The sequence below is a fragment of the Psychrobacter raelei genome, assembly GCF_022631235.3.
Lineage (GTDB): Bacteria > Pseudomonadota > Gammaproteobacteria > Pseudomonadales > Moraxellaceae > Psychrobacter > Psychrobacter raelei.
The window spans coordinates 1,970,227-1,985,518 of sequence record NZ_CP093310.2; the positions used below are offsets into that span (position 1 = coordinate 1,970,227).

A 15,292-nucleotide genomic window follows, 5' to 3' on the forward strand; every position below is an offset into this window, starting at 1 on the left:
AAAACTGAACAATACCTCCATATAGTATTCATACAAAAAGCGATTTAACAAAATATAAACGGAGACATTATGTCTAACAAAAACATCGATTTAAGCCGTGAATTAACCTTACATACCGATCCACTGGCCAAAAAAACGGACATCCAAAACCCAGGTCTTTGGGCATTTCCAATGGATTATCCGATGAGCATTATTGGTCATGAAGGTGAGCATGACACCCTTTTAAATGAAGTTAAGCTTATTTTAGGAACTCAGTTTGCGGACTTCGATATGGAAACTTTAGTCGTCAAACAATCCAGCACCGGCCGCTTTACTTCAGTACGTGCCAAATTACACTTTACTGAAGCAGCTCAAGTCAATGACTTATACGCAGCCCTTGATCAGGCAAAAACTGTCCGTACTGTCGTATAAGCAGGCCATCTAAATAGCAATTGGCCACTGTATCGCCCTTATTTTACCCAAAAAAGCAGTGTTAGCTGCTTTTTTTTATGGGTGAAATTTAACGCGGTATTCACTGTTTTGAGCAAATGGCTGTAATAAAAAGGGCATGTTTTAAGTGTAAGTTACCAGAAGTCAATAGTGACACAATGAATTTAATTTTAGCCGATTTGATTTGGCTGAATAAACTTTGAGCCTGACTTTGTGGTTTACAATTTAATTAAAAAAGTTTTTTTAATCGTTTTTAGCCGTATTTTTTACTTGACACATGCGCTAACCGGCAGCGTTTCAACGGTTGCCAATTTGCAAGTTTTTTTGATGTCTGATTATTCATCATAAATCACCTACTTGAACTGCTAAGCCGTAGTTTGTCAAGATAGCAAAAATTCTTTTTTTCCTTTATATTGTGCCTACAACATAAAAACCACCCCATATATTGTGTTTAATATTTTAAGACACACACTATATATTGGGGTATTATTTTTCTGATTGTCAGGTTTTTGACCGGCAATCTGGTGACAACGAGCGGAGAGAGCAATGACACATATGGATAATATTAAAGTAATGAAACGAGACGGCCGTCTAGAGCCCATCGATTTAGATAAAATCCATAAGGTCATTACTTGGGCAGCCGAAGGATTAGACAATGTTTCTGTATCTCAGGTTGAGTTAAAGTCGCACATTCAGTTTTATGATGGCATCAAAACCCGTGACATTCACGAGACCATCATTAAGGCTGCTGCTGACCTAATCTCTGAGGATACGCCAGATTATCAATATCTTGCGGCACGTTTGGCAATCTTCCACTTGCGTAAAATTGCCTACAATCAATTTGAGCCACCTCACCTATTTGACCATGTAACCAAATTAACCGAGGCGGGTAAATACGATCAGCACATTTTACAAGACTACTCACGTGAAGAGTTTGATGAGTTAAATGACTACATCGACCACTGGCGCGATATGAATCTTGCTTATGCCGCTGCCGAACAAATGGCCGGTAAATACTTAGTACAAGACCGTGTGACCAAAACCGTTTACGAAAGTCCGCAGTTCTTATATGTACTGGTGGGTATGTGTCTGTTCGCCTCATACGATAAGTCTGAGCGCATGCACTATGTGAAGCGTTTTTATGATGCCGCCTCTACGTTCAAAATCTCATTACCCACACCCATTATGTCCGGTGTGCGCACCCCTTCACGTCAATTTAGCTCGTGCGTACTGATTGAATGTGGTGATAGCTTAGACTCAATCAACGCCACAACCAGCGCCATTGTACGCTATGTATCGCAGCGTGCTGGTATTGGTATCAATGCCGGTAACATCCGTGCGCTAGGCAGCCCTATCCGAGGCGGTGAAGCTCAGCACACCGGCTGTATCCCTTTTTATAAGCTGTTCCAAACCGCAGTTAAATGCTGCTCGCAAGGCGGGGTACGTGGCGGCGCAGCGACCTTATTCTACCCACTGTGGCACTTAGAAGTAGAGTCGCTATTGGTTCTAAAAAATAACCGCGGCGTAGAAGACAACCGTGTGCGCCACATGGACTATGGCGTACAAATTAACCGCACCTTATATACCCGTTTGATTAAAGGTGAAGACATCGCTTTATTCTCACCTTCAGATGTGCCTGGTCTATATGAAGCCTTCTTCGCTGACCAAGACAAGTTTGAAGCGCTATACACCAAGTACGAAAAAGACGACAACATCCGCAAACGTCATGTGCCTGCAGCCGACCTATTTAGCTTATTGATGCAAGAGCGTGCCAGTACTGGTCGTATCTACATCCAAAACGTGGACCACTGCAACACGCACAGCCCATTTGACCCAACTGTCGCCCCTATCCGTCAGTCAAACCTATGTATGGAAATTGCGCTACCAACTAAGCCGCTGGATAACATTAATGACGAAGAAGGCGAAATTGCACTGTGCACCCTATCTGCGGTGAACCTTGGCGAAGTCGATAGCTTAGAGGATATCGAAGAGCCTGCAGAATTAATCGTGCGCGCCTTAGATGCGCTACTTGATTACCAAGACTACCCAGTAAAAGCCGCTGAAAATGGCAGCATGAATCGCCGTACGCTGGGTGTGGGTGTGATTAACTATGCTTATTACTTGGCCAAAAATGGTACCCGCTACTCGGACGGCTCAGCGCTTGGTCTGACGCACCAGACTTTTGAGGCATTGCAGTACTATTTACTAAAAGCCTCGAACAAACTGGCCAAAGAAAAAGGCGCTTGCCCCGCCTTTAATGAGACCACTTACTCACAAGGTATTTTGCCGATTGATACTTACAAAGCGGACTTAGATAAGGTGTGCAATGAGCCATTGCGCCTTGATTGGGAAGCGTTACGTCAGGAGATTAAAACCCATGGCCTACGCAACTCTACTTTATCAGCCTTGATGCCTTCTGAGACCTCAAGCCAGATTGCTAACGCCACCAACGGTATTGAGCCACCTCGTGGTCTGGTATCAGTAAAAGCGTCAAAAGATGGTATCTTAAAGCAAGTGGTGCCCGATATCTTAAACTTAAAAGGCAACTACGAGCTATTGTGGCAAATGCCAAATAATGATGGCTATCTAAAGCTGGTGGCCGTGATGCAAAAGTTCATTGACCAAAGCATCTCCGCCAACACCAACTACGATCCAACCCGCTTCGAGGGCAATCGTGTACCTATGAAGGTATTGCTAAAAGACTTGCTAACTGCTTATAAACTGGGCGTTAAGACACTTTACTATCACAACACTCGTGATGGTGCTAATGATGCTCAAGCCGATATCGATGACGGCTGTGCCAGCGGTGCTTGTAAGCTGTAATCTGTAAAGCATCTCCTCTACAAACAAACCGTTATATATATGCTTGCTTTAAAGTCTCCCCTTTTTGAGGGGAGACTTAGAGTGGTGCGTCTTGATTTGCTTAATTTGTAGGTTGGGTGGAGTTTACGACACCCAAACTTAAAAGACTGGCCTTGGCATCGGGGTTCTTTAGATAGTGATGAGAACTGTTAAAACAAAGCACTGCTTTGTTAGGTTCGTAAGTTAAAATTCTTTAAATAGAATTTTATGATATGCGCGTCACAGTCTATCTTTAAAGGCTATGGCCGTGTCTCGGCAAACTTTAGCCTATATAAATTATATAATTAGAGATGATTATGGATAATCGAAAAAAACTCCAAATCTTTATTAGCTCAACATACAAAGATTTATTGGATGAGCGTCAATCCGCTGTTGAAGCAATACTAAAAGCAGGTCATATACCTGCAGGTATGGAGCTTTTTACTGCATCCAATCAAAGTCAGTGGGAAATAATAAAAAGATGGATTGATGAATCTGATGTATATATGTTAATACTTGGTGGTAGATACGGTTCAATAGATAAAGAAACTGGTAAAAGCTATACTCATTTAGAGTACGAATATGCTCAGTCTAAAAATAAACCACTATTCGCTGTAGTTATTGATGATTCTAAGTTAGAAAATTTGCCTGTCAATAGAACCGAAAAAGACAACCCAGATAAGCTTTTAAGCTTTAGAAATAAAGTTCTTAGCTATATGTGTAGGTTTTTTACTGATACTAAGGATATTAAATTAGCTATCCATGAGAGCCTTGGACAGATTAATCAGGATTACGAATTAACCGGTTGGATTAGAGGTAATAATAAAAATAGTGAAATTGCAGATGAAATTGTTTTATTGAATGATGAAATTAGAGCGCTTAGAAAAGAGAATGAAACACTAAAAAAATCTCAACAGGAAAGAAAGCCTAAACTGAAACTATCAATTAATAATACCGATAATCCAACTTTCAACTCTGACCTTGACGAGTCTATAGATATACTGTTTAAAGAAAAACCCCTCATAGACTCTATTCCAAATCACTTAAAAAAATATATTTCTGAAAGGGAGAAGGATAGTTACAATCGCTCATTAAGTTCAATTACTAAAGAGAGCATAGAAGAATATAACTCAATCCAAGCCAATATTTATGAATTAATGACTTTAAGACACCCTCTAAATATAAACTTATTGAACGATGGCAATATCAAAGCTAATAATATTCATATCTACATAACTTTTCCTGATATTGTCTCAATTGCAGATAAAACTGATAAAGATTTAATTAATGATAACTTAGATAAATTAAATAATGAATCTAAAGACGTTCTTCCTAAATCATATTTTCATGATTTAATAGAAGAAGCTCAGAATAAGTATGACGAAGATATCACCGCTCATATTAAGCCAAATGCTCTAAGTTTTTTAAACAGAATACCTCTTAATAGCCATGAAGATTTGATCCTTCGAGACAATAGATATATTAATAACTTAAAGGCGATGTCTTTGGGTAATAACATAAATAGTAATATGGTAAAAGATAATACAATTTCTATAACAAAGTCTGAATTGCTACATAATCTAAACGCCAACTATGATAACTATGTGTTAATACCGCTGAGAAGTGGAAATGCTGACGTAACAGTAAAGATAATTTGTGAGGAGTATTTAGAACCAGAAATATTCCAAATTTCAATATCCGTTAAAACGATAGCCTAATTATTAAAAAGATTGTAAAAAATTGGACTGAGAGTATTACGTAACTTAATACCCTAAGCTAAAACCTGCTTCTAAAATTTACTATTATCGTAGGCTAGCGCTCATTCCTCGACGCCAACCTACTTAAGATCGGCTCAAAAAGAACTGCCCCCTTCCTTTGTAAAGGAAGGACAGGGAATGGATTAAAAACCCAAAACCCCAGCCAAACCAACTAAGCATCGCAAGCCTTACTCGAAGGTGCGGTTTAGCCCTGACAGAAGCGGTATACTACTGGTTTGAGCGAGCTGCGAGAGCTAGGTATTGAGAGGATATCGAGACAACAGGAACCGCTCAAACCGTGCTCTCGCCTCGCTCATGCGAGTAGATACAAGCATATGGCAGGAGTAGCTGCAAAACAGATGACAAAGACAAAAGTTTAACAAACCCAACTGTAAACCAATGACGAATAAAAAGGTAGAATCATGACGTACTCAATCTTTAGCCAAACAAAAAATGACGCGCTTAAAGAGCCGATGTTTTTTGGTCAGCCCGTTAACGTAGCACGCTATGACCAACAAAAGCACCCCATCTTTGAACAACTTATCGAAAAGCAGTTGTCATTTTTCTGGCGTCCAGAAGAGGTTGATGTATCAAAAGACCGTATCGACTACGGCAACTTATCCACGCATGAGCAGCATATTTTTATCAGCAACCTAAAATACCAAACCTTGCTAGACTCCATTCAAGGTCGTAGCCCAAACGTGGTGCTATTACCGTTGGTATCTATCCCTGAGCTTGAGACTTGGATTGAAACATGGTCATTCTCCGAGACCATCCACTCACGCAGCTATACCCATATTATTCGTAATATCGTCAACGACCCTGCTGTGGTATTCGATGACATTATGGAAAACGAGCACATTCTACAGCGTGCTTCAGACATTGCTTATTATTATGATGACTTGTACCAACATTCACAGCTATATAGCCTATTTGGCCCAGGTACACACATCGTCAATGGTGAAGAAAAGTATGTCGACTTACGCAAACTAAAAAAACAGCTTTATCTGTGCTTGATGGCCGTTAACGTATTAGAGGCCATTCGCTTCTACGTATCATTCGCCTGCTCGTTTGCCTTTGCTGAGCGCAAACTGATGGAAGGTAACGCCAAGATCATTAAGCTTATCGCCCGTGATGAAGCGCTGCATTTAACCAGTACCCAGCACATGATTAATATTATGGCGTCAGGCAAAGATGATCCCGAAATGGCAGAGATTGCTGCACAATGTCATAACGAGAGTATTGAGATTTTCCGAAAAGCGGCTGAACAAGAAAAAGAATGGGCAGGTTATCTGTTTAAAGACGGCTCTATGATTGGCCTAAACAAAGATATCCTATGCCAGTATGTCGAGTATATTACTAACTTACGTATGGAAGCGGTCGGCTTACCGGGTATCTTCCCTGAATCTAAGAGCAACCCTATTCCTTGGATTAATACTTGGTTGTCATCAGATAACGTACAGGTCGCACCGCAAGAGACTGAAATCAGCTCCTACCTTGTCGGCCAAATTGACTCTGACTTATCAGACAGTGACTTTGATGACTTCGAGTTGTAATACTATAAGCGTATAAACTTATTAGACACTGGCTTATTTAAACTTACTGACTATTTTAAACTTACTGACTGTGGTTTTTTGCTATGACTTGGGTATTTACCTCAAAGACACGCTTTTATCTACACGATGATGAGACGTTGCTCGATGGTCTACTACGTACCGGACACGATATTAACTATCAATGCCGTGAAGGGTACTGTGGCAGTTGCCGTGTTAAGCTAACCGCTTCCTCTTTTCCTATCAGCTATGCTAAGCCGCCTTTGGCCATGCTAGAAAAAGGAGAGATACTCGCCTGCTGCTGTCAGGTTAAAGGCATGATCCGTCTCAAAAACGTTAGTTAATTACGCCATAAGTCAGCGCCTATTATCTTTAGATATTCAGCAGTATTTGGATTGTCAGCACAAAAAACCCGCGAGAAACATCGCGGGTTTTTTATCACTTATTATTAGCTATATCGCTACTACTGATGAGGCAGCGGGTCTACTTTGGGTCTTGCGCCATTTTCAAACAGCTCAATGAGCTCCTCTCTTAGCTGAGCACGCTGCTCATCACTTAAAGGATTGGCATTGCCTTCTGGTGACTCTAAATAAAGCTCAGGGTCGTCATTGGACATGGGCATCTGAGGTGGCACAACTTCAGTCTGAGTTGGACGCTCCGCGAGGGTGATATCGATGTTCATATTCTTTGAATTACGCAGCACTTGTACCTTAAGGGTATCATGCGGCATCTTTCTGGCCACATGCTGAATAAGGCGATTAGAGTCAGTCATCTCAACGCCATCGATAGATAAAATCACATCCCCAACTTTTAGGCCACTTTTGGCGGCAGGGCTACCGGCAATGATATTACGCACCACCACCCCTGTGGTATTATCAATTTGTGAAGGATCACGCAGCTGAGATAATACTTCTATACCCAGCCAGCCACGACTGACCTTACCATCTTTGATAATGGCATTCATCACCTGCTCAACCAAAGCCGTTGGAATAGCAAAGCCAATCCCCATTGAGCCGCCTGAGCGCGAGAAGATAAGGGTGTTAATACCCACTAATTCGCCTCGAGCATCTACCAATGCCCCGCCGGAGTTACCTGGGTTAATAGCAGCATCCGTCTGAATGAAGTCTTCATAAGTATTGACGCCAAGACCGGTACGACCTGTGGCTGAGATAATGCCTTGGGTAACGGTCTGACCCACACCAAAGGGGTTACCAATGGCCAAAGCCACATCGCCCACTTCAATAGGCAGCTCTCTAAACGCTAATGGCTCAAGACCACTCATGTCGACTTTAATCACTGCCAAATCACTGTCAGGATCAGTGCCCACAACCTTGGCCACCGCTTTGCGGCCGTCATTCAATGCCACCACAATCTCATCGGCTTGGGCAATCACGTGGGCATTGGTGACAATATAGCCATCGGTTGAGACGATAACCCCTGAACCTAGATTGGTCTCTTGGCCGGCTTGTGGCGTTTGGCCATGAAACTCGTAAAAACGACGCAATACGGGGTCGTTCATATAAGGATTTTGTACAATTTGGGTCGTATAGATATTCACCACAGAGCGAGAGGCTCTTGCCACGGCATTGTGATAAGAGGTGACCGGCTCCGGTCTATCTGACACGCGGCCATTATTGAGCGGAATAGAGGTGGTCTCGCTACGAGGCGGCTCCCAAGCACTTTGTTGGCGGGTTTTTTGGTCAATATACACCCAAATAAAAGCCGCTAGAACTGCTATTAGTAATAACCAGGGTAGAACTTTCCAAATAATATTTGTTTTTGATGATGCAGACATGTCACTCCTCGATGCTCTCAACTTGGCACAGCCGGCAAACCTGTTTATCCTACCCCCTACTTTAGATGAGCAGTAAAAAATGTCTGAACTCAGTAGGTTTACCGCATATGTTGGCGTTGCTATAGTTTAATTATTTAATTGCATACCAATAAATAGCTATTAGTTTAACATTTGTTAGGCTATTACTGGGAAACCTCTCTGCTATTTTGCAACATATATTGTTCAGTTCCTGTTACTTGCCGGCCATATCTTATACACTGGCCACCTCTTATTGCTATCGCTTATGTATCTTTATTTAGGAGACTTACTATGACTCAATCCTATGACCCTCAAACAGCGGCTAATATCCCTCAAACGGCTACGATGACCCCATCAGCTTTGGCGCAGTGGTGTGATAACTATCTACAAGCAGATGCCTTTAAAGATTACTGCCCAAATGGACTACAAGTCGATGCGGATGCCCCCATCCATAAGATTGTCACCGGAGTGACCGCCACTCAAAACCTTATCGACGCAGCCATTAGTGAGCAAGCTGATGCCATCTTGGTACATCATGGTTATTTTTGGAAAGGTGAAGATCAGCCGTTAGTGGGCATGAAGGGCAAGCGTATTCGTAGCTTACTACAAAACAATATCTCACTACTTGCCTATCATTTGCCGTTAGATGCGCACCCTGTGATCGGTAATAACGCCACTTTAGCCCAGCTATTATCGCTTGAGATTACCGGTGCACTGTATCCTGAAGATAACTATCCTGTGGGCAATATCGCACAGTGTGAGCCTACCTCTATTGAGGACTTTATAGCGCGAGTCACCACCCAGTTACAGCGTACCCCAACCCACATTGCAGCGGGCAATAAGCTGATTACTAAAGTAGGGCTGTGTACTGGTGGTGCTCAAGATATGATTGAACAAGCAGCGAAGATGGGCTGTCAGCTTTATATATCAGGAGAGATATCAGAGCGTACCACTCATGCTGCCCGTGAGCTGGGCATTGATTATCTAGCCTGCGGTCATCATGCCACAGAGCGAGGAGGCATTAAGGCATTAGGCGAGCTTATTGCACAAACGCACGGTGTACAAGTACGCTTTATCGACGATCCTAATCCTGCATAGTGACTCACTTAAAATTCTTAGTTAAATTGCTGCTTTGATATCATCAAACCTAACCATTCATTTTATAATTCACATCAATAAAATATTTTTTAGTATAATAAGCCAACATAAGCTGGGTTTTTAGTGATTTTGGTTCTGATATGTGACAGCAATCCATGACAGTGGCTGTCAAATATCATTACCTATTGAGTTATGACTAATAGCCCCCATCTATCTGCTTATCCGTTTCACTTACTGTTTTTTTCAAAGAACAGTAGTTTTTTTTAGTTATTTAGCAAACCTCGTTGCCATATGATCTTAGTGGTTTTGGCTCAGCGGCACAAAGACGGGGAATGCTCTGCAGTGAACTGCCAAATTTTACAAATCATCGCAAGTGCGGATTTTGATAAGTGGCACTAAGGGTGCTATTAGCCTCCTTAGAGCCGCTCGTCAGTGGCCAGTATATTTCTAAAAGTAAAGGACTGACTATCAAGGCAGCTATAGCGCTTTGACGCTCAGTCCTGCCCATTTGATTATACTCGGTTAAAAATCAGCTTGAGATAAGTGGCTTAATTACACGACTTAAAACGATCAGGCCTAAAGGTTAAGTTTTTAGGTCCGAATCAGTCCGGCTTGATAGGCATTGACTCACTATGCCAGATGCGGGACAAGTTGTAATTTGCCACAAGTGGGTTTTTACTATCGCCTGCCCTTATTAGGTAAGCTTTAGGCTAAAGCCGGCTTTGTCATCGTCTAGCCATAATAAGCCTGTACTTGGTAAATTGTACAGGCGGTTTTGTGTTTTGGTCAGGCTATGATATTTATTCTTGCTGTTTTTAATTCGTCTTGCTAGCAGCCTATTTAACCAAGCTTGTTTTGTTGTTTTTTGAATGTGGTCTTATGCCATCGCACCAAACAACCGCCCCCTTAGGGCGAAGCGAAGTTAAATCGTTATAGGTCTTATTAAGTGGTTATTTGTGTTTTTGCACCCTTAATCAAACGCTTAATAGACATCAAAGATAGCGCTATTGTGCAGGATATATTGGTACATACAGATGTCTATTGAGTCACTATAACGCTCGCTGCTCATAGCTGTGGCTTTAACGAGACCTTAATACAATGGTGTATTAACCTCTACACAGTATGGATGGTTGGACGAAGGAGACATCCATGCAACGCATCGCCTATAGGTTAAAACGCAAAGACAAATCCCATTCAAATCCAGTTGTATCACACCTACCCTCTCAAAGCTTCAAACGCGTTAACCGCTTTGTACCTACCCTGTTTTATACCGCTTTCGGTACTAAAAAACCCCTTGCGAGCAAGAAGTTTGCAAAGACCAAGATGCTGGTGCAAATCTCCAGTATTGCGCTACTGTCTTTGCCGGCCAAAAGTTTGACCACCTCCTTATTTAGCACAGATTCTGTAGCATACGATAAGGTTATGGCGTCAAATACTCTCACCTTAGCCTCAGTCAAAGGTGATAGCACTTATTTTGCGACAGATGGCTTTCAGCATGGCTTTGGCTATGACATTGCGCGCAGTTATGCCAATCAATTAGGGGTGACGCTGCAGGTGCAAGATTACCCCAATGAAGCACAAGCACTGCAAGCTGTGCGTCAAGGCAAAGCAGATATGGCGCTGACGACAGCCAGTACAAAGCTAACCGAAGATACCGGACTTAGCGCCATTAACATCAGTTGCGGCTTTGACACCACTTTGGCCACTAATGGGCTACATCCTAAGACCAATTGGGCTTTTCGTAGTAGCAACGACCCGCTTGCCATTAAAGCCAGTGATTTTTTGTGCGAAAATGGCCAGTTAATCAACACCGCCAAAATTGCCAATTTTTATGATCAGACGTTATTAAAAGACGATTACAATCGCGAGCACTTTGAGCAAGCGCTCACTGCCAATTTGCCTCATTATAAGTCCTCCTTCCAGCAGCAAGCCGACACTTATGACCATGATTGGCAGCTGCTTGTCGCCATGGGCTATCAAGAGTCGCATCTGGATGCTAATGCCACCTCACCCACAGGGGTACGCGGGCTTATGATGCTGACCAATAACACCGCCAAAGCCATGGGCGTCTCTGACCGCATCGACCCCTATCAGAGCATCGGCGGTGGTGCACGCTACTTAGAACAAATGAAGGCCGAATTTAGGGATGTACCAAACCCAGATAGACTGTGGTTCGCCCTCGCCTCTTACAACATGGGTCCCAATGCGGTTAAGAGCATCCAAAGCAAAGTGGCTAAGGCCGGACAAGACCCCAAAAGCTGGACCAATGTGTATGCTTATATGTCCGACCATGCCGCAAGCAACTCACGCTATACCCAGTGCATGCACTATGTGACCAACATTCGCAGCTACTTAGAGTCACTAAAAATGCGCACCGCTTAACTGCTTGTCGGCATCACATTAAAAGGTTCACCAAAAAAAAGAGCTCACATTGAGCTCTTTTTTTATTCTGCTTTTATTCACCAAGCCATTTTATTGAACGGGTACTTTTAGAGTCTGACCCAGCTGTAGCATAGCTGTGCTACTGATACCGTTTAGCTCAGCGAATTTTTCTGGGGTCATGCCATATTTTTTGGCCAGACCAATCAAGCTATCTCCTGACTTCACTTTATACGTGGTGGTGGTCGCCGGAATGGTGATTTTTTGACCGATACGTAACTGTGCATTTGAACTTAAGCCATTGGCGCTGGCCAATTGACTCACACTCAAGCCATTTTGGTTGGCCAAGCCAATTAAAGAATCACCTGATTTAACCGTATAGTTGCCACCTTTACTAGAGACTGCAGCTGCCGAAGTCGCCGAGCTGCTGGCGCTTGAAGCACGGCTTGAGCTTGACGCAGCGCTTGAGTTGTTGGCCTTGGTATTAGGTACTTTGAGCGTTTGGCCTACAAATAAACCTGCGGTGGCGCTGATATTATTAGCCGCAGCTAGATCTGCAGTCGATACCCCGTAGTCACGCGCTAAGTTGATTAAGCCATCACCAGCCTGCACCTTATAGGTACCGGTATAGTTAGGCTTTGATCCCGAGCTCGAACTACTGCTTGAGCTCGAACTGCTGCTTGAACTACTTGCCGATGAGCTTGCACTACTTGATGACGATGAGCCTGCTCCACTGCCTGGGATGGTAATAACTTGACCGACAAATAGGTTTGAGGTTACCCCCAAGTTATTGGCTTTGGCCAAATCAGCGATAGACATATTGTATTTATTAGCCAGTGCTGTGAGCGAATCACCAGACTGTACTTTGTATTTGATACTTTGATTATTTAAGCCACGCGCGACTTGTTCTTTGGTCACAGGCAGCTTAATCACTTGACCACGCTGTAGCTGAGTGGTGGCTGAGAAGTTATTTATATCCGCAATTTGAGTATGGGCCACACCAAGCTTACTCGCGATACCAATTAAGCTATCACCAGATTGTACGGTGTAGCGGGTAGTCTCACCCGTATAGCTACTGCTTGAGCTAGAGGTGGCCGGCTTGCTCGATGAGCTTGAGCTGCTACTGCTCGCTGTGCCTGTAGGAACTGTCAGACGCTGACCGACTAGCAACTGCTCTGTTGGACTTAAGTCATTCATTGCTGCTAAAGTTGTGACTGGAATATTAAAGCGAGAAGCAAGACCAATTAATCCCTCACCACGCTTCACCGTATACGTCTCTGTTTTGCCTTTATAAACGGCATCTGAGCTGCTTGAGGCAGCAGGACTGGTGTCAGTGGTTTTGACCATGCCAGGGATTAGCCAGAGCTTCTGACCTGCGCGTAGCTGAGCATTGGTCGATAGACCGTTATAGCTTGCCAGACGGGATACGTTTAAGCCCACACGGTTGGCCGTACCAATTAAAGTGTCGCCTGGGCGCACAATATAAGTGTTAGGCTGCGCGCCACTTTGCGTGGTATCCGGCTTGGCAGAGGCAGAATCTAAAGGCGCAATCGGCTTGGCATTGTATAAATATAAATTGGTGCCCGCAAGTAATGTAGAGTTGGGGTTAATTTGGTTCCAATCAGCAATATCACGCCAATTTAGACCTGCACGTGAGGCGATATTTACCAAGGTATCACCACGTTTTACGGTATAAACGGTTCGAGTTCCGGTTGGCTTTGGTGGTGTTACTTGCTGCTGCGAGGCAGTTGGACGATCAAAGCTAATTTTCTTCTCTTCACCGCGTGCCTCTAAAATAGACTGCTGAGTCTGAATGGCTTCAAGCTTAATATTACCATCCACTGAGCTTACCACCTCGCCCACATCAGGTGACTGCTGGCGAATTTGCTGAGAGATAAACTTCTTCTCTTCAGCAGATAAAGGCGGCTCTTGAACGATGGTATCGTTACGGGTTAACTGAGCAGAAGTCGTGGGCAGTGTATTTGAACGAGCAAACTCTGACTCAATGCGCTTTTTCTCACTTTCACTAATGGGCGGCTCTTTAAAGGTTGAGCTTGATGAAACGGTAGGGTTTGGCGCAATATAGCTGCTGTTTTGGGTGGGCGCACGTGCTTTATTGGCGAACTCAGCCAAGCCTTCAGGCGATTTGGCCAATACCTGATATTGTGAATCTGGAATACTATAAGGGGAGCTGCTACTGCCGCTGTTACTGGCTAAAATAGTGCCACCATTCCCATTGAGATTACTGATTTTTGAGTCAACCAAGATATTCACTTGGTTTGGAATGATCACTCGGTTTGGACCTGAGGTATCTACACGGCCGCTGGTCAATGAAGGGTTAAGAGCTTTTAACTCATCATAGCTCACCCCTGTGATTTGTGAGATTTCATTTAGACTGACCCCATAGTTGACCGGCACACTTCTAAAATGCTGACGGTTGGCAATGGCAGGCAAATAAATACTATATTGACCCGTGTCTTTCACGATCTGAGCCACGGCCATAAAACGAGGGACATAGTGCATGGTCTCAGTCGGTAGTGACAACGACCAAAAGTCAGTGGGCAGACCGCGGGCACGGTTGGCATCAATCGCCTTTTGAACTCGGCCTGGGCCCGCATTATAAGAGGCTAAGGCCAGCTCCCAGCTGCCAAATTGGTTATGCAGCGAGGTCAAGAAGTCATACGCAGCTCGGGTGGATTCAATAACGTCACGTCGGCCGTCATAAGTAGGCGTCTGGGTTAGGCCATAGATACGGCCTGTGCTTGGGATAAACTGCCACAAGCCTGCAGCCGCCGCGTTAGAAGTACCGGTTGGATCGTAGGAGCTCTCAATGACCGGAAGTAGCGCTAGCTCAGTTGGGATATTGCGGCGCTCAGCTTCACGTACCGTGTGGTATAAGTAGCGACTGGCACGGGCGGTTAAACGGTTGATATAGTCTTGACGGGTAATAAACCAGTTCTTTTGTGCATCAATACGCTGCTGTTGGCCATAGCCATATTGGCTTTGATCGATACGGAAACCGGCACGCATACGGTCCCACAAGTTACCATACTGCTGAATGGCCAACTTGTCATCTTCCACCATTTTCATATCGGTGGCTTCTAATAGGTTTTCAAGCTCATCTAAGCTGTCATCGTCCAATAGTGCTGTGCTGTAGCCATCGGTAGCTGGCACATTAGACACCGCTTCGTTTTGTGCCACAGGGATACGAGTTCCCTGTGCCGTACCACTTTGTAGAGGCGCTGTGTTATTACACCCTGCCAAAATAACAGAGCCTATCGCCACTACTAACGGCAGCTTACAAAATCGAATGGAGGTTTTTCTAAAGTTCATGACAATAACAACCCAGTGTAAGAAGTGAAATTTTATTAAGACAATTAGGTATACAATATAATGCGAAAAAGCTTGCACAAAATACAAAC

9 protein-coding genes are annotated in these 15,292 nt (G+C 43.7%); 7 read left to right on the forward strand and 2 right to left on the reverse strand.

Annotated elements, in window-relative coordinates:
- The first annotated feature begins 69 nt into the window (after window positions 1-69).
- The 5 genes from MN210_RS08270 (at window position 70) to yfaE (ending at window position 6,924) form a co-directional block, all read left to right on the forward strand.
- The gene (locus MN210_RS08270; RefSeq protein WP_241878217.1) at window positions 70-411 is read left to right on the forward strand and encodes a DUF493 domain-containing protein; all 342 of its coding nucleotides are present in this window, start codon (window positions 70-72) and stop codon (window positions 409-411) included.
- Between the two features lie 564 nt (window positions 412-975).
- Entirely contained in the window at window positions 976-3,252 is a 2,277-nt protein-coding gene (gene nrdA, locus MN210_RS08275; protein ID WP_155587012.1) for a class 1a ribonucleoside-diphosphate reductase subunit alpha, read from the forward strand.
- Window positions 3,253-3,587: 335 nt separating this feature from the next.
- The gene (locus MN210_RS08280; protein WP_338412035.1) at window positions 3,588-4,988 is read left to right on the forward strand and encodes a DUF4062 domain-containing protein; all 1,401 of its coding nucleotides are present in this window, start codon (window positions 3,588-3,590) and stop codon (window positions 4,986-4,988) included.
- Between the two features lie 461 nt (window positions 4,989-5,449).
- Window positions 5,450-6,583: a class Ia ribonucleoside-diphosphate reductase subunit beta gene (nrdB, locus tag MN210_RS08285; RefSeq protein WP_110816735.1), complete on the forward strand. Its 1,134-nt coding sequence runs from the start codon at window positions 5,450-5,452 to the stop codon at window positions 6,581-6,583.
- Window positions 6,584-6,666: 83 nt separating this feature from the next.
- Window positions 6,667-6,924, forward strand: coding sequence for a class I ribonucleotide reductase maintenance protein YfaE (gene yfaE / locus MN210_RS08290; protein ID WP_011960801.1), 258 nt, complete (start codon window positions 6,667-6,669; stop codon window positions 6,922-6,924).
- A gap of 119 nt (window positions 6,925-7,043) precedes the next feature.
- Here the strand turns inward: yfaE and MN210_RS08295 are convergent, their stop codons facing one another.
- A complete protein-coding gene (locus MN210_RS08295) occupies window positions 7,044-8,375 on the reverse strand; it encodes a S1C family serine protease (RefSeq protein ID WP_011960802.1) in 1,332 nt (443 codons plus the stop codon).
- A 363-nt stretch (window positions 8,376-8,738) separates the two neighbouring features.
- Between MN210_RS08295 and MN210_RS08300 the strand changes: the two genes are divergently transcribed.
- Together MN210_RS08300 and MN210_RS08305 are read left to right on the forward strand one after the other, a co-directional pair.
- Complete coding sequence (locus MN210_RS08300; protein WP_241879721.1) at window positions 8,739-9,491, forward strand: Nif3-like dinuclear metal center hexameric protein; 753 nt, start codon at window positions 8,739-8,741, stop codon at window positions 9,489-9,491.
- A 1,149-nt stretch (window positions 9,492-10,640) separates the two neighbouring features.
- Window positions 10,641-11,873, forward strand: a complete 1,233-nt coding sequence (locus tag MN210_RS08305; protein WP_338412036.1) for a transglycosylase SLT domain-containing protein — start codon at window positions 10,641-10,643, stop codon at window positions 11,871-11,873.
- A 90-nt stretch (window positions 11,874-11,963) separates the two neighbouring features.
- Here MN210_RS08305 and MN210_RS08310 read toward each other — a convergent pair whose 3' ends face one another.
- On the reverse strand, window positions 11,964-15,203 hold the full coding sequence (locus MN210_RS08310; RefSeq protein WP_338412037.1) for a lytic transglycosylase: 3,240 nt from the start codon (window positions 15,201-15,203) through the stop codon (window positions 11,964-11,966).
- Window positions 15,204-15,292: the final 89 nt, after the last annotated feature.